This is a genomic window from Microbacterium sp. MMO-113, from assembly GCF_037148555.1.
Classification (GTDB): Bacteria; Actinomycetota; Actinomycetes; order Actinomycetales; family Microbacteriaceae; genus Microbacterium.
In genome coordinates, this window is sequence record NZ_JBBCTD010000001.1 from 1,226,087 (window position 1) to 1,241,466 (window position 15,380).

Annotated in this window: 15 protein-coding genes; 3 read left to right on the top strand and 12 right to left on the bottom strand. The window is 70.4% G+C overall.

All coding sequences use genetic code 11. The features are described from left to right. Nucleotides 1-59: 59 nt before the first annotated feature. Both rpmA and rplU read right to left on the bottom strand, forming a co-directional pair. Nucleotides 60-317, bottom strand: coding sequence for a 50S ribosomal protein L27 (rpmA, locus tag WFJ36_RS06095; RefSeq protein WP_025104972.1), 258 nt, complete (start codon nucleotides 315-317; stop codon nucleotides 60-62). Nucleotides 318-335: 18 nt separating this feature from the next. Beyond that, on the bottom strand, nucleotides 336-644 hold the full coding sequence (rplU, locus tag WFJ36_RS06100; RefSeq protein ID WP_025104973.1) for a 50S ribosomal protein L21: 309 nt from the start codon (nucleotides 642-644) through the stop codon (nucleotides 336-338). Between the two features lie 213 nt (nucleotides 645-857). Here rplU and WFJ36_RS06105 point away from each other — a divergent pair, with 213 nt between their 5' ends. Beyond that, nucleotides 858-1,127, top strand: coding sequence for a DUF4031 domain-containing protein (locus WFJ36_RS06105; RefSeq protein ID WP_071329545.1), 270 nt, complete (start codon nucleotides 858-860; stop codon nucleotides 1,125-1,127). Here the strand turns inward: WFJ36_RS06105 and WFJ36_RS06110 are convergent. After that, entirely contained in the window at nucleotides 1,089-3,524 is a 2,436-nt protein-coding gene (locus tag WFJ36_RS06110; RefSeq protein ID WP_336642889.1) for an Rne/Rng family ribonuclease, read from the bottom strand. The two genes, WFJ36_RS06105 and WFJ36_RS06110, sit on opposite strands and share 39 nt — an antisense overlap. A 282-nt stretch (nucleotides 3,525-3,806) precedes the next feature. On the opposite strand from WFJ36_RS06110, the gene WFJ36_RS06115 reads away from it, so the two are divergent. Continuing rightward, complete coding sequence (locus WFJ36_RS06115; protein ID WP_292791185.1) at nucleotides 3,807-4,418, top strand: vitamin K epoxide reductase family protein; 612 nt, start codon at nucleotides 3,807-3,809, stop codon at nucleotides 4,416-4,418. 67 nt (nucleotides 4,419-4,485) lie between these two features. Here the strand turns inward: WFJ36_RS06115 and ndk are convergent, their stop codons facing one another. The 6 genes from ndk to WFJ36_RS06145 all read right to left on the bottom strand — a co-directional run bounded on the left by ndk (nucleotide 4,486) and on the right by WFJ36_RS06145 (nucleotide 11,224). After that, nucleotides 4,486-4,902, bottom strand: coding sequence for a nucleoside-diphosphate kinase (gene ndk / locus WFJ36_RS06120; protein ID WP_071329548.1), 417 nt, complete (start codon nucleotides 4,900-4,902; stop codon nucleotides 4,486-4,488). Nucleotide 4,903: 1 nt separating this feature from the next. Beyond that, nucleotides 4,904-5,320 carry a DUF4233 domain-containing protein gene (locus WFJ36_RS06125; RefSeq protein WP_256209470.1) on the bottom strand — a complete coding sequence of 139 codons (417 nt, stop codon included), beginning with the start codon at nucleotides 5,318-5,320 and terminating at the stop codon, nucleotides 4,904-4,906. After that, a complete protein-coding gene (locus WFJ36_RS06130; RefSeq protein WP_336642890.1) occupies nucleotides 5,317-6,669 on the bottom strand; it encodes a bifunctional folylpolyglutamate synthase/dihydrofolate synthase in 1,353 nt (450 codons plus the stop codon). The genes WFJ36_RS06125 and WFJ36_RS06130 overlap by 4 nt, the downstream gene beginning before the upstream one ends. Then, complete coding sequence (gene ileS / locus WFJ36_RS06135; protein ID WP_336642891.1) at nucleotides 6,666-10,070, bottom strand: isoleucine--tRNA ligase; 3,405 nt, start codon at nucleotides 10,068-10,070, stop codon at nucleotides 6,666-6,668. Before ileS ends, WFJ36_RS06130 begins: the two co-directional genes overlap by 4 nt. A gap of 312 nt (nucleotides 10,071-10,382) precedes the next feature. Further along, nucleotides 10,383-10,604: a DUF559 domain-containing protein gene (locus WFJ36_RS06140; protein ID WP_336642892.1), complete on the bottom strand. Its 222-nt coding sequence runs from the start codon at nucleotides 10,602-10,604 to the stop codon at nucleotides 10,383-10,385. After that, a complete protein-coding gene (locus WFJ36_RS06145) occupies nucleotides 10,592-11,224 on the bottom strand; it encodes a hypothetical protein (protein ID WP_336642893.1) in 633 nt (210 codons plus the stop codon). The genes WFJ36_RS06140 and WFJ36_RS06145 overlap by 13 nt, the downstream gene beginning before the upstream one ends. A 260-nt stretch (nucleotides 11,225-11,484) precedes the next feature. Between WFJ36_RS06145 and WFJ36_RS06150 the strand changes: the two genes are divergently transcribed. Continuing rightward, nucleotides 11,485-12,126, top strand: a complete 642-nt coding sequence (locus tag WFJ36_RS06150) for a pentapeptide repeat-containing protein (protein ID WP_336642894.1) — start codon at nucleotides 11,485-11,487, stop codon at nucleotides 12,124-12,126. Here WFJ36_RS06150 and WFJ36_RS06155 read toward each other — a convergent pair. Genes WFJ36_RS06155 through WFJ36_RS06165 form a run of 3 tightly spaced genes read right to left on the bottom strand, consistent with a single transcriptional unit; the run spans nucleotide 12,116 to nucleotide 15,377 of the window. Next, nucleotides 12,116-13,624 carry an ABC transporter ATP-binding protein gene (locus WFJ36_RS06155; protein ID WP_336642895.1) on the bottom strand — a complete coding sequence of 503 codons (1,509 nt, stop codon included), beginning with the start codon at nucleotides 13,622-13,624 and terminating at the stop codon, nucleotides 12,116-12,118. The genes WFJ36_RS06150 and WFJ36_RS06155 overlap by 11 nt on opposite strands. After that, nucleotides 13,621-14,409 (bottom strand): ABC transporter permease, encoded by a 789-nt coding sequence (locus tag WFJ36_RS06160; protein WP_336642896.1) that lies wholly within the window; start codon nucleotides 14,407-14,409, stop codon nucleotides 13,621-13,623. The genes WFJ36_RS06155 and WFJ36_RS06160 overlap by 4 nt, the downstream gene beginning before the upstream one ends. 20 nt (nucleotides 14,410-14,429) lie before the next feature. Beyond that, on the bottom strand, nucleotides 14,430-15,377 hold the full coding sequence (locus tag WFJ36_RS06165; protein WP_336642897.1) for an ABC transporter permease: 948 nt from the start codon (nucleotides 15,375-15,377) through the stop codon (nucleotides 14,430-14,432). Nucleotides 15,378-15,380: the final 3 nt, after the last annotated feature.

Consider the following 15,380-nt stretch of genomic DNA (forward strand, 5'->3'; position numbering starts at 1 on the left):
TACACGGACGGGGCGAGCCGAAGCCCGCCCCGAACCGGATGTTTAGCGTGGTGCTGTGATCACTCAGCAGCAGCGACGATGTTGACGACCTTGCGGCCGCCCTTCGCGCCGAACTCGACCGCACCGGCGGCCAGAGCGAACAGCGTGTCGTCGCCACCACGGCCGACGTTGGCGCCGGGGTGGAAATGCGTGCCGCGCTGGCGGACGATGATCTCGCCGGCGAGGACCTGCTGACCGCCGAAGCGCTTCACGCCGAGGCGCTGTGCGTTGGAGTCACGACCGTTACGGGTGGAGCTTGCGCCCTTTTTGTGTGCCATGTCCTGGTCTCCTCGGTCTTACTTGATGCCGGTGATCTTGACGCGCGTGAGCTCCTGGCGGTGGCCCTGACGCTTCTTGTAGCCGGTCTTGTTCTTGTACTTCTGGATGACGATCTTCGGGCCGCGGAGGTTGCCGACGACCTCAGCCGTGACGGTGACCTTCGCCAGCGCGTCAGCGTCGGTGGTCACCGTGGAGCCGTCGACGAGCAGCACGGCGGGCAGCTGGATCTTGTCGCCCTGGGCAGCCTGAACACGGTCGAGCTGAACGATGGTGCCGACCTCGACCTTCTCCTGCCGGCCACCGGCGCGCACTACTGCGTAAACCACTTCATACCTGTTTCGTTGGGGAGCACGCGGCTCCGAGAATCTCACGGGAAGACTGTTGCTTGCATGCGTCGCTGGTACGACGGGCGCGAATGCAAGACTCTCCGCTTCGGCCGTCGAGGACGACGCGGCATGCGCACCAAGGGACTACTTTACCGGATGCCGGCTGACCTCGCAAAGTGAGCCGGGTGACGGGGCCGGTCGTAGGCTGACGGAGTGACCGTACTCGTCGACGACCCCCGCTGGCCCGCCCATGGACGCCTGTGGGCGCACCTGGTCAGCGACGACAACCTCGACGAGCTGCACGCGTTCGCCCACGCGCACGGCATCCCCGCCCGGGCCTTCGACCTCGACCACTACGACGTCCCGGAGGACGCCGTTCCCCGGCTCATCGCCGGTGGTGCGCAGCACGTCCCCGGCAAGGAGCTCGTCCGGCGCCTGATCGCCTCAGGCCTCCGGGTCCGCGGACGCGACCGGCGGCACTGACGCCTCCGAGTTCACGGACACCGGCGTGCCGGAGAGCGCGGCGGTGGTGACCCGGCGCCGTCCACGGCCCTGACCCGGCGCCTTGGGCTCCGGAAGCGCGTCCAGCACCGAGTCGAGCAGCTCCTCGGTCGGCGTCTTCGGCCCCTTGCGGTCGCCGCGCTTCTTCCGGGCCTTCTTCGGGCGCTCGGATGCGGACGCCGGAGCGGGCTCGGCGGCCGGGACCTCGGCAGCCGGTTCGCCGGCCGGCACGATGGTGGAGGCAGCGATCTGCGCGAGAGCGGACTTCGCCCCCTCGGTGATGGCGTGGGTCACCGGCGGTGCGGCGGGCGTGGAGTGATTGGTGCCCCCGCCGTTGCCGTTACCGTTGCCGTTACCGCGCTGCCGGCGTCCTCCGTTGCCACCGTTGCTGTTGCCGTTGCCGTTCGCGCGGTGCTTCACGACCGGGTCGTGGTGCACGATCACGCCGCGACCGGCGCAGACCTCGCACGCCTCGCTGAAGGTCTCCAGCAGGCCGAGCCCCAGCTTCTTGCGCGTCATCTGCACGAGCCCGAGCGAGGTGACCTCGGCGACCTGGTGCTTGGTCCGGTCGCGGCTCAGGCATTCGATCAGGCGCCGAAGCACGAGATCGCGGTTGGACTCCAGGACCATGTCGATGAAGTCGACGACGATGATGCCGCCGATGTCGCGCAGGCGCAGCTGGCGGACGATCTCCTCCGCGGCCTCGAGGTTGTTCTGGGTGACGGTCTCCTCGAGGTTTCCGCCCGAGCCGACGAACTTACCGGTGTTGACGTCGACGACCGTCATGGCCTCGGTGCGGTCGATCACGAGCGAACCGCCGGAGGGCAGCCACACCTTGCGGTCCAGCGCCTTCTCGATCTGCTCGGTGATGCGGAACGCGTCGAACGGGTCGACGTCGTCCTCGTACGCCTCGACGCGCTCGAGCAGGTCGGGTGCGACGCTCTCCAGGTACGCCCTGATCGTGCGCTGCGACTCCTCGCCCTGGATGAGCATCTTCGTGAAGTCCTCGTTGAAGACGTCCCGGACGATCTTCACGAGCAGGTCGGGCTCGGCGTGCAGGAGCGCCGGAGCCTGCTGGCTCTCGACCTGCTTCTGGATGTGCTCCCACTGCGAGGTGAGGCGCTGCACGTCGCGGGTCAGCTGCTCCTCGGTGGCGCCCTCGGCCGCCGTGCGGACGATCACGCCGGACGACTCCGGCAGCACCTCCTTGAGAATGCGCTTGAGTCGCGCCCGCTCGTTGTCGGGGAGCTTGCGGCTGATGCCGTTCATCGAACCGCCGGGCACGTACACGAGGTAGCGGCCGGGCAGCGAGATCTGGCTCGTGAGGCGGGCGCCCTTGTGACCCACCGGGTCCTTGGTGACCTGGACGAGCACGCGATCGCCCGGCTTGAGCGCCAGTTCGATGCGACGGGGCTGGTTGCCGGTCTCGACGCCGTCCCAGTCCACCTCGCCCGAGTAGAGCACGGCGTTGCGGCCACGACCGATATCGACGAACGCGGCCTCCATGCTGGGAAGCACGTTCTGCACCCGACCGAGGTAGACGTTGCCGATCAGCGAGGCGTCCTGGTTGCGAGCGACGTAGTGCTCCACGAGCACGCCGTCTTCCAGGACGCCGATCTGCGTGCGGCCGTTCTTGGAGCGCACGACCATCTTGCGGTCGACGGACTCGCGACGCGCGAGGAACTCGGCCTCGGTCACGACCGGGCGACGGCGACCGGCGTCGCGGCCGTCACGACGGCGCTGCTTCTTGGCCTCGAGGCGCGTCGAGCCCTTGATCGCCTTCGGCTCGGTGATGTACTCGACGACGCGCTGACGCTGCCGCGGCTCCTCGCGCTGCTCGTCGCCCTCGGAGCCGCCACGGCGACGACGCCCCCGGCGCCCTCCCCCAGACTCCTCCTGGTCACGCTCCGGTGCACGGTCGTCGCGACCGGGGCGTGCAGGAAGCGGGACGATCTCCGGCGCGTAGAAGTGCAGCTGCGTCGACACCTGCGACACGAAGACCTCGGGCAGCAGACCGAGCGACACGGCGGTGACGGCGGCGGGCTTCTCCGGCTCGGCCGGGGCCTCGGGCTCGGGCGCGGCCTCAGGCTCGGCAGGGGCCTCGGACTCTGCGGGAGCCTCGGACTCAGCGGCAGAGTCGGACTCTGCGGGAGCCTCAGCCGGACCCTCAGGCTCGGCAGGAGCCTCGGACTCTGCGGGAGCCTCGGACTCCGTCGGAGCGTCGGACTCCGCAGGGACGTCCTCGGTCGGAGCCTGCGCCGCGGAAGCGTCGCTCTCCGTCTCGACGCCCGGAGCGTCGGCGGTCGCCGTCAGCGGCTCCGCGGCATCAGCCGGGGCGTCGAGGGCGGGGGCGTTGTTGTCATTGTTCTCATCGGCCATCTCTGGCGTGCTCCCTGGCACGGTCCACTGCGTGTCCCGTGAAATCTCATGCGGCACCCGCGGGTGCCGCGAACTCAATCGGCCTGCGACCGGCTCATGGCTCTGGTCGCGTGGGGCATGGGCCCCGAAGTCTGCTCGACACGTGTCGCGGCAACGCCGTTCATCGCATCACAGGTCATTATCGCACCAAGTCGGTCCGATCGCGGCATCCCGTCGCTCACCACGCGTTTTCTCCGGGCGGTTCTCGCCCTTTCCATAGCCGTCGCTGGGATAATCCTGAGCATGAGCGAGCAGCGCACCCGCCCCGTCGTCTATGCCGTGTGGTTGATCATCGCGAGCGTCATCGGCTGGTACGCCGCCTTCCAGCTCACGGTCGAGAAATTCGCGCTGCTGGAGAACCCCCAGGAAGCGCTCGGGTGCGATCTCAGCCCGTTCATCCAGTGCAGTACCAACCTGCAGTCCTGGCAGGGTTCGGTCTTCGGCTTCCCGAACCCGATCATCGGCCTCACGGGTTGGATGGCGCCGCTCGTGGTCGGTGTCGCGATCCTCGCCGGCGCACGCTTCCCCCGATGGTTCTGGGCAGCGTTCGGGGTCGGCATCACCTTCGCATTCGGTCTCGTGTGCTGGCTGATCGCCCAGAGCCTCTACGACCTCTTCGTGCTCTGCCCCTGGTGCATGGTCACCTGGGCGGTGACGATCCCCACCTTCTTCGCCACCATGGTGCACCTCGCCCGCAACGGGACCTTCACGAGCAACGCGAAGGTCCGTGCCGCTGCCGAGAAGCTCATGCCATGGGTACCGCTGGCGACCGTCCTCGCCTATGCGCTGGTCATCTTCCTGGCGCAGCTGCAGGGACTCGACTTCCTCGGCGAGATGGCGAAGATCCTCTTCTGATCTCTCCACGAGAACGACGAAGCCCGTCCGCCATTCCGGCGGACGGGCTTCGTCGTGATACTCGGGCTCAGTCGAACCAGATGCCCAGCTCGCGAGCGGCCGACTCGGGGCTGTCCGAGCCGTGCACGAGGTTCTGCTGCACCTTGAGGCCCCAGTCGCGGCCGAAGTCACCGCGGATGGTGCCCGGCGCAGCGGTCGTGGGGTCGGTCGTGCCGGCGAGGGAGCGGAAGCCCTCGATGACGCGGTTGCCCGCGAGGCGGATCGCCACGGAGGGACCGGACATCATGAACTCGAGAAGGGGCTCGTAGAACGGCTTGCCCTCGTGCTCGGCGTAGTGGGCGGCGAGCAGGTCGCGGTCGGGCTCGACGAGACGGATGTCGACGAGCGCGTAGCCCTTCGCCTCGATGCGGGCGAGGATCGTTCCGGTGAGGCCGCGGGCGACACCGTCCGGCTTGACGAGGACGAGGGTTTCTTCGGTGGCCATGTCATTCACTCTCTGTGTCTGCGTTCTGCGCGGTCGGAGCCTCGCTCGGGCGTCGTGCGTCCAGGCGGGCCCCCATGATGGTCGCATACGCCCACATGCCGCCGAAAATCAGGACGACGAGAAGCACGGCGGGGACGGCGATGGCCGACAGCGCGACCACGATCTGCACGATCCACCCGGCGGGGATCGCCCAGGGCTTCGTAATCATGCCCGCGATGACGACGCAGGCCACGGCCACGACGGCACCGCCCACGATGCCCCACCACTGCTCGATTCCCGCCGGCAGAGCCTTCAGGCCGAAGATCGTGAGACCGACGAGGAAGACGACGATCGCCTCGAAACCGAGCACCACCGGGGCGAGCTTCTGCACGAGGGTACGTGGTGCGCGGGGTCGACGCGGGGCCGCGGCGGCGCTCATGCGCGCCACCCCGACTTCCAGTCCTCCTCTTCGGAGAGCGCGATCGCCTCGCCGGCGAGCACGACGGACCCGGCGATGACCACGGCCCGACGATCCGACGAGGCCGCCCATTCCCGGGCCGCGTCCGCGGCGTCTGCGAGGGACGGGTGCACGGTGGCGCGCTGTCCGGCCTGTTCGACGAGATCGGCGATGAGGTCGGCATCGCTGGCGCGGTCCGACTCCGGCGCGGTCGCGAAGACGTGTGCGGCGGCCGGCGCGAGCCGCGCGACGATCCCCGCCGCGTCCTTGTCCGCGAGGACGCCGAGCACGAGGCCCCACTCGTCGAAGTCGAAGCTGTCGTCCAGCGCCTGGGCGAGCGCCGCGGCGCCGTGCGGGTTGTGCGCGGCGTCGACGATCACGGTGGGAGCGATGCCGAGGAGCTGCAGGCGGCCGGGAGACGTGCTGCCCTGGAGTCCGTCGGAGATCACGCCGCCGGCGATCGCCTGGCCGGCGCCGCCGATGAGCGACTCGACGGCGGCGACGGCCAGCGCGGCGTTGTGGCCCTGGTGCGCGCCGTTCAGCGGCAGGTACTCCTCCTCGTACTGCCCCGCGAGGCCCCGGATGGTGAGGAGCTGACCGCCGACGGCGAGCTTCTGCTCGGCGAGCCCGAAGTCCTCGCCTTCGAAGGCGATGGTGGCATGGCGCTCCGCGGCCACGCGGCGCAGCACCTCGGCGGCCTCGGCCGGCTGCTGGGCGGAGACGACGGCGGCGCCCTCCTTGATGATGCCGGCCTTGACCTGGGCGATCTCGGCGATGGTGCTCCCCAGGCGATCCGCGTGGTCGATGTCGATCGGAGCGAACACCGCCACGTCGCCGTCCGCGGTGTTCGTGGAGTCCCACTCTCCCCCCATGCCGACCTCGAGGACGAGCACGTCGACGGGTGCGTCGGCGACCGCGACGAAGGCGAGGACCGTGAGCAGCTCGAAGAACGTCAGCGGGGCCTCCCTCGCCGCCTCGAGCTCGGCGTCGACGATCCCCACGAACGGCTCGATCTCGTCCCAGGCGTCGGCGACGGCCTCATCGGAGATCGGCTCGCCGTCGATCATGATGCGCTCGGTGAAGCGCTCCAGGTGCGGGCTCGTGAACAGGCCGGTGCGCAGGTCGTGGGCACGCAGCAGGCTCTCGATCATCCGCGCGGTCGACGTCTTGCCGTTGGTGCCGGTGATGTGGATGACGCGGTAGGTGCGCTGCGGATCGTCGAGGTATTCGAGGATCCGCGCCGTCCGCTCCTTGCGCGGCTGCACCCAGCGTTCCCCGGCACGGCTCAGCAGCGTCTCGTAGACGGCATCGGCCCGGTCTCTCGCACTCATGCGCCCACCTTCTCCAGGTTCGTGTCGATCGTGACGAGGAGCGGCGCCTTCCCGGCCCCGAGGGCCTTCGCCCCGCTCCGATGCACGCCGTCTCCGGGGCTGGTGACCTCGTCGACGAGCCGGTCGAGGTCGTCGGTCGGCTGCACGGCGAACGCCACGGCGAGCGTCTCGGCGGCGATGAGGTCGGCATGGGTCTCCAGCGCCGCCGCCTCCGCGGGAGCGGCGTTGAGGGCCAGCACGATCCGGTCGCTGACGTCGAGCCCGGCGTTCTTGCGCGCCTCCTGCACGACGCGGATGGCGTCGCGGGCGATGCCCTCGGCTTCCAGCTCCGGCGTCGTGTCGGTGTCGAGCAGGACGAAGCCGCCGGACGGGACGATGGCCAGAGCCTCCCCCTCGGGGCGACCCGTGGTCTCGAGGACGAGGTCGTACTCGGCGGGCTCCAGCGCGATGCCGCCGGCGGTCACGACGCCGTCGGTCTCGGACCAGTCACCCGAGCGCGCGGCCTGGATGGCCTTCTGCACGTCCTTGCCGAGGCGCGGACCCGCAGCGCGGGCGTTCACGCTCAGCCGGTGGCTGATGCCGTACTCCCCGGCCGCCTCGTCGGTCAGCGGGACGAGCTCGACGGTCTTCACGTTGAGCTCCTCGCGGAGGATGTCCTCGAACTGGCCGAGGTCGGCCGCCAGCGGAGAGACCACCGTGAGCCGTGCGAGCGGCAGCCGCACGCGCAGCTTCTCCTTCTTGCGCAGCGCGTTGCCGACGCTCGACAGCTCACGAACCGCATCCATGGCGTCGCGGATCTCGTCGGCTGCGGGGAACTGATCCGCATCGGGCCAGTCCTGCAGGTGCACGCTGCGCCCGCCGGTGAGGCCCTGCCACACGCGCTCGCTGATGAGCGGGACGAGCGGCGCGGCCACGCGGCACAGCGTCTCCAGCACCGTGTAGAGCGTGTCGAAGGCCTCGCGGCTCTTCGGGTCGTCCGTCACGCCCACCCAGAACCGGTCGCGCGAGCGGCGGATGTACCAGTTCGTCAGCACCTCAGCGAAGTCGCGCAGTCGCGCGGACGCGCTGGTCGAGTCCAGACCCTCCAGATCGGCCCGGACCTCGCGGACGAGGTCGCCCAGGCGCGCGAGGATGTACCGGTCGAGGACGTCCGTCGAGTCGGTGCGCCACGACGCCTCGTACCCGCCTCCCTGGGGTGCCGAGCCTGTCGACGCATTCGCATACGTCGCGAAGAAGTACCACGAGTTCCACAGCGGCAGCAGGAACTCCCGCACGCCGGACCGGATGCCCTCCTCGGTGACGATGAGGTTGCCGCCGCGGAGCACTGCGCTCGACATCAGGAACCAGCGCATCGCGTCGGACCCGTCGCGGTCCAGCACCTCGGACACGTCCGGGTAGTTGCGCAAAGACTTCGACATCTTGTAGCCGTCGCTGCCGAGCACGATGCCGTGGCAGCTGACGCCCGTGAACGCCGGGCGGTTGAACAGCGCCGTCGAGAGCACGTGCATGACGTAGAACCAGCCGCGGGTCTGGCCGATGTACTCCACGATGAAGTCCGCCGGGGAGTGCGAGTCGAACCACTCCTGGTTCTCGAACGGATAGTGCACCTGCGCGTACGGCATCGAGCCGGAGTCGAACCACACGTCGAAGACGTCGCCGATGCGCCGCATCGTGCTCTTGCCCGTGGGGTCGTCGGGGTTCGGCCTCGTCAGATCGTCGATGTAGGGGCGGTGCAGGTCCACCTCGCCCTCGGGGTTGCGCGGCAGCGTGCCGAAGTCGCGCTCCAGCTCCTCCAGCGAGCCGTAGGCGTCGACGCGCGGGTACTCCGGGTCGTCGCTCTTCCAGATCGGAATGGGCGAGCCCCAGTAGCGGTTGCGGCTGATCGACCAGTCGCGGGCGCCCTCGAGCCACTTGCCGAACTGCCCCTCCTTCACGTTCTCCGGCACCCAGGTGATCTGCTCGTTGTTCGCGAGAAGGTCGTCCTTGATGTCGGTGACCCGGATGAACCAGCTCGACACGGCCTTGTAGATCAGGGGATTCCGGCAGCGCCAGCAGTGCGGGTAGGAGTGCTCGTAGCTCTGCAGCCGCACCAGGCGGCCGTTGTCGCGGATGATCCGCACGAGCGGGGTGTTCGCGTCCATCCACAGCTCGCCCGCGACATCCGTGACGTTCGGGAGGAAGCGGCCGCCGTCGTCGAGGGACAGGATCGTGGGGATGCCCGCAGCGCCGGCGACGCGCTGGTCGTCCTCACCGTAGGCGGGTGCCTGGTGGACGATGCCGGTGCCGTCGGTCGTGGTGACGTAGTCGTCGACGAGGATGCGCCAGGCGTTCTCCGTGCCGTAGGTCTCCTCGTCCGCGTAGTAGTCGAACAGGCGGTCGTAGGTGACGTCCGCCAACTCCGCACCGCGCAGCGTGGCGTCGACCGCGGCGTGCGCGTCCTCCGGGCTCTCGTAGCCGAGATCCTTGGCATACCCGCCGAGCAGGTCCTTCGCGAGCAGGTAGCGGTGCGCGGAGGCCTCGACCGCGAGCTGGTCGGCCGAGGGAGCGGCACGCCCCTGGTGTACGTCGGAGGCGCCGGCGGGACCGGCAGGCAGCACGACGTACTCGATGTCCGGCCCCACGGCGAGCGCGAGGTTGGTCGGCAGGGTCCACGGCGTCGTCGTCCAGGCGAGAGCGCGCACCCCGGTGAGCCCCAGCGCCTCGGCCTTCGCTCCGGTGAGCGGGAAGGTGACCGTGACCGACGGGTCCTGTCGCATCTGGTAGACGTCGTCATCCATGCGGAGCTCGTGCGCGGACAGCGGCGTCTCATCGCGCCAGCAGTACGGGAGGACGCGGTAGCCCTCGTAGGCGAGCCCCTTGTCGTACAGGGTCTTGAAGGCCCAGAGCACGCTCTCCATGTATCCGAGGTCGAGCGTCTTGTATCCGCGCTCGAAGTCCACCCACCGGGCCTGGCGGGTGACGTAGTCCTCCCACTCCCGTGTGTACTTCAGGACCGAGGAGCGCGCCTTCTCGTTGAAGACGTCGATCCCCATCTCCTCGATCTCGCTCTTCTCGGTGATCCCGAGTTGTTTCATCGCCTCGAGCTCGGCCGGGAGCCCGTGGGTGTCCCATCCGAAGACGCGGTCGACCTTGTGCCCGATCATCGTCTGGAAGCGCGGGAACACGTCCTTCGCGTAACCCGTGAGCAGGTGGCCGTAGTGCGGCAGACCGTTCGCGAAGGGAGGGCCGTCGTAGAACACCCACTCGGGGGCGCCCTCGCGCTGCTCGATGGAGGCGCGGAAGGTGTCGTCGGTCTTCCAGAAGTCGAGCACTTCCTCCTCGATCTGCGGGAAGCGGGGGCTCGGCGCCACAGTGGCGGCCTGGTCGGCTGCGGGGCCGAAAGAGGAGCGCGGGTAGGTCATGGTCTCTCGCAGTGGTCGTCGTGGCGGATGCTGCTGCGAGGACGATCCTCGCGGACCGCGGTACCACCTCGCGTGCCCCTGCATCCCCTCGACAAGCTCAGAGACCCACGGACCACTCTCACTGCGGCTGTGACGGGCCTGCCCCGCTCGGTTCTACTGAGTCCGTCGCCGGACCGTTCTTCCGAGAGCTCCCCGGTGATGGCCGGATCGATGCTCGTGTGCCCATTGTACGCGTGCTCCTCCCCCCGCGGATTCCCTTCGGCGTCGCAGGATCTGGAGACAGCCCTGCGACCCGCGGCGGGATCTGCGACATCACGCCGTGCGCGCACGATGCAGTCCCTGGGCGATGGCGCGCATGACGAGGTCCTGCACTGCAGGCCACTCGTCCATCACCTGGTGATAGCCCAGACGGATGACGTGGAAGCCGCGCAGCTTCAGCTCCGCATCGTGACGGTTGTCCTGGTCGCGCTGGGCTCCGACGTGGGTGCCGCCGTCGATCTGCAGCACGAGTCGCTCGCCGATCAGAGCGTCCACCCGATGCCCGGCGATCCATGTCTGGAAGCGCAGCGGCAGCCGGAGCCAGCGCAGTCGCACGCGCAGGTAGGTCTCAGCCCCGCATCCGCGAACGGCAGCGCCTCGGCCAGGAGCCGCCGACCGCGCGGTCCCCACGGGAGGCGGAGCAGCCTTTCTCGATCGACGAGCCCCTTGTTCAATGCCGACTCCCAGGTCGCGAGCGCCTGCTCGTACGGCTCGCAGGTGGACACCAGGCTCAGCACGTTCTCGATCGGGTCCTCCAGGACATCGGGGTGTCGCGGGACCAGACGCCGTGCCCAGTGCACGCGGGCCCCCGACGGCTTCCCTCCCCGGCTGCCCGGGCTGGCGGCGAGGTGAAGGCGGGGTCTCTCGTCATGCACCCAGAGTCCCAGCCGTCGCGCCTGCGTCACGCACGCCAGCAGAACACCGTGCTGCGCCGCGGTCACCCGAGCCGGATCAGCATCGGGCAGCGCCACCCACCCGACCCGCACCCGGTGGATCATCCGCTCCGAGAGCGCCGTCTCGAGGTCGTACCGACTGACCCCGCGTTCCCGGAGCCGCTCGACCCGCGCGACTCCGTCGACCTCGCGCATCGCCTGCAACAGCCGCGTTCGCCTCATCCCGTTCATAGCCCTGATACTGCTCCCCTGCCCCTCCCTCGTTTTCAGCCTCGGCCACCTCCTCCCATTCCCTGTGCACAACTCCCCCACTCCCCCTCCCGTGCAGCCCGAGTCCCTCCTCCGGACCCCCGCTCGATGTCGCAGATTCCCGCCCCGTCGGACGTTCCCGCCGAGAGCCTGCGACGCGGCGCAGATCAGCGCGCTCCCGAGGGAGCAAGGAGGAAAACTGGGGTGTCGGAGGGAGGACATAGCCTCGGAGGATGCCGAAGCCCCCGACCGCACCCCGTGTGTCCGCGCCTGATCTGCCGCCCGTGCTGGAGCCCCGTGAAGCCGCGCGCCGCGCCGATCTCCTCGCCGCCGCGCTGGAGCTCACGGGCACCGTCGACCTCGCGTACGCCACGCTCGAGCAGTGCGCGGTGCAGGCGGACGCCGAGAGCGTCGACCTCACCGGGGCCACGCTCCTCGACGTCGATCTTCCGGAACCGCGCATCGCGGCGCTCCGGCTGCGGAACGCGAGCATCCGTCGGCTCCGGATCACGGGAGGGCGCATCGGGACCCTCGACCTCAGCGACGCCCGCGTGGCGGAGCTCGAGCTGCGCGACGTGCGCATCGACTATCTGAACCTGGGCGCCGCACGCGCCGAAGACCTCGACATCGCGGCCTGCGCCATCCGCACGATCGACATCCCGCAGGCCGAGCTCACGCGCGTCCGGTTCCAGGCCACGCGCAGCGACGAGGTCGACCCCCGGGGCCTGCGCGCGAAGGATGTGGACCTCCGCGGCCTCGACGCGCTGTCCTACCTCGACGTCCAGAGCCTCCGCGGCGCCACGCTCTCGTCGGTTCAGGTGCAGCAGCTCGCGCCGGTGATGGCGGCGGGACTGGGGATCATCGTCACGGACTGACGGGGCCGCTCGCCGCGAGCAGCTCCCGGGTGAACGGGTGCTGCGGGGCGGCGAACACCGCCGCCGTGGGCCCCTGCTCCACGATCCGGCCGTCCTGCATGACCAGGACGTCGTCCGCGACGGCGCCCACGACGTCGAGATCGTGGGAGACGAAGACCATCGTCAGCCGCCGTTCCTCCTGCACCCGCGCCAGGAGCCGGAGCACCCGCTCCCGCACCGACGGGTCGAGAGCGGAGACGGGCTCGTCCAGCACCAGCACGTCCGGGTCCGCCGCGAGGGCGCGGGCCAGGGCCGCCCGCTGCCGCTGTCCGCCCGACAGCGCCGCCGGTCGTCGCACCACGACGCTCTCGTCGAGGCCGACCTCCGCGAGCAGCGCCGCGACCCGCATCCGACGGGCACCGCGCGGCACTCCCCCCGCCTCCAGCGCCTCCTCCAGGGACCGCCCGACCGTCCACCGCGGGTCGAAGGCGCCGAGCGGGTTCTGGTGCACGAGCTGCACCCGCGGTGCCCGCGTCCACCGCAGCGCCCCGGTGTCCGGCGTCTCCACGCCCACCAGCATCCGGGCGAGGGTCGTCTTGCCCGATCCGGATTCGCCGACGATGCCGAGCGTCCGACCGGCGGTCACCGTGAACGACGCGTCGACGACCGCGGGCACCCCGCCGAACGCCTTGGACACCTTCTCCGCGACGACCACGGCCTCCGAGGACGCCGCACGCTCCTCCCGCGGCTCGTGCATCGTCGCCGCGAGGAGCTGCTGCGTGTACGGGTGCCGGGGGGCGGCGAGCACCTCCGCGACCGGGCCGGACTCCACGATCCGGCCGTCCTTCATCACGAGCACGCGATCCGCCACCCGCCGCACCGCCGCGAAGTCATGACTGATGAACACCACGGCGGTGCCGTCGTCGGCGATCTCCCGCAGCAGCACGAGGATCCGGGCCTGCACGGTCGCATCCAGGGCCGTGGTGGGCTCATCCGCGACGAGTACCGCGGGGTTCCCGGCCAGCGCCGAGGCGATGAGCGCGCGCTGCCGCAACCCTCCGGAGAGCTCCTGCGGACGCTGCCGTGCGCGGCGGTCGGGGTCGGGCATCCACACCCGTCCGAGAATCTCCCGCACCCGCGCGGCGAGGGCTGCCCGACCGCGCACGAGGCGGTGCAGCCGCAGCGGCTCGGCGATCTCATCCGCGATCCGCCGCAGCGGGTCCAGGGAGACGAGGGCGTCCTGCGACACGAGGCCGATCCCGGTGCCCCGGAGCCGCCGCCAACCGCGCTCGGTCAGGGCGGCGGCATCCACCCCATCGATGCGGAGCCGGTCGACGGCGACGTCGGCCGTCGACGGCGTGAGGCCGAGCAGAGCGCGGGCCGAGAGCGACTTCCCCGCCCCCGACTCCCCCACGATCGCCACGCACTCGCCGGCCTCCACCGCGAACGACACGCCCGCCACGACGGGAGTCCCCGCGAAGCCGATCCGCAGCCCCTCGACCTCCAGCGCCGCACTCATGCGTCCCTCCCGTCTGCCCGAGCCCGGAGGATCCGTCCGATCACCGTCGCGCACACCACCGTCAGCGTGATCGCCAGACCGGGGAAGACCGACACCCACCACGCCTGCCCGAGCACGTTGCGACCGCCGGCGAGCATGAGGCCCCACTCCGGGGTCGGCTCGGACGGCCCGAGGCCCAGGAAGCTCAGCCCGGCCGCGGCGAGGATGCTCGATCCGATACCGATGGTCGCCAGCACGCTCAGCGATCCCAGCACTCCCGGGATGACGTGCCGGCGGAACGCCCGCAGCGGAGGCACGCCGAGGATGCGGGCGGCCTCGACGTGCTCCGCCACGCGCAGCGTCCGGGTCTGCACGCGGGCGAGCCGCACGTACACGGGTGCCGCGGCCAGCGTCACCGCGATGGCGATGTTCACCGGTCCCGGTCCCAGCACGGCCACCACGACGAGCGCCACCAGGAACTCCGGGAACGCCATGAGCACGTCGTTGATGCGCATGAGGGTGACGTCCACGCCCCGCGGCGACATGCCGGCGAGCGCGCCCACGAGCAGGCCGGCGGCGAGGGCGATGGCGGTGGCGAGAAGTCCGATCCCGACCGAGCGCCCCGCGCCGAACACCACGCGGGAGTAGACATCGCGGCCGCTCTGATCGGTGCCGAAGAGGTGCTCGGCACTCGGCGGCAGCAGAGCGGCCCGCACCTCGGTCTGCAGCGGATCGTGCGTGGCGAGCAGTCCCGGCCAGAGGGCGGCGACGGCGACCACGACCAGCACGACCGCGGCGGAGCTCAACAGGAGTCGCTCCCCCCGACTCATCGGACGGCTCCCGGTCGGGAGGAGACGGCGACGCGGGGGTCGATCAGCGGATGCACGAGCTCCACCACCACGTTGATGACGACGAACACGAGAGCGCTCAGCAGGATGATGCCGGTGAGGACGGGGAGATCCCGGTCGTTGATGGCGGCGAGGGTGACCCGCCCCAGGCCGGGCCGGGCGAACACCGTCTCGACGAGGACCGCGCCCCCGAGCACCGAGCCGGTGAGATAGGCCGCGAGGGTGACCGCCGACGCGGCGCCGTGCCGCACCCCGTGCCGCAGCGTGAACCAGGTCGGCCCGGCGCCACGCGCACGAACCGTCTCCGCGAACGGCATCCGCTCCGCCTGCATCAGCCCATCACGCAGCACCTGGCTGAGCAGTGCCGCCACCGGGAGGGCGAGCGTGACCGCCGGAAGGACGATGGTCGCCGGATTGCGGGTGCCAGAGACGGGGAACCAGCCGAGACCGAACGCGAAGACGCTGAGCAGCAGCAGCCCGATCCAGAACACCGGTGAGGAGAGCACCACGAGCTCGACGTCGGCGGCCACCGTGCGCCCGACACGGCCCCGCACGAAGACGGCGACCGCGAGGGCGAGGACGACGGCGATCGCCAGCGCCAGCGCCGAGAGCTGCACGGTCGCGCCGAGCTGTCGTCCGATGACCTCGGTCACGGGCAGCCGCAGCTGGTACGACTCGCCGAGGTCGCCGCGGGCGAGCTGCCCGATGAAGCCGACGTACTGCTCCAGCGGCGGGCGGTCGAGACCGAGATCGGCGCGGATGCCGTCCTTGACCGCCTCGCTCACCTGCGCCTGCGGGCCCAGCATCACCGAGACCGGGTCGCCGGGGATCACCCGGAAGGCCAGGAACGCGACCGTCGCGGCGCCCCACAGCACGATGACCACCGAGGCGAGGAGCCCGAGGGCGCGGCCGAGCACCGCCGTCACGGT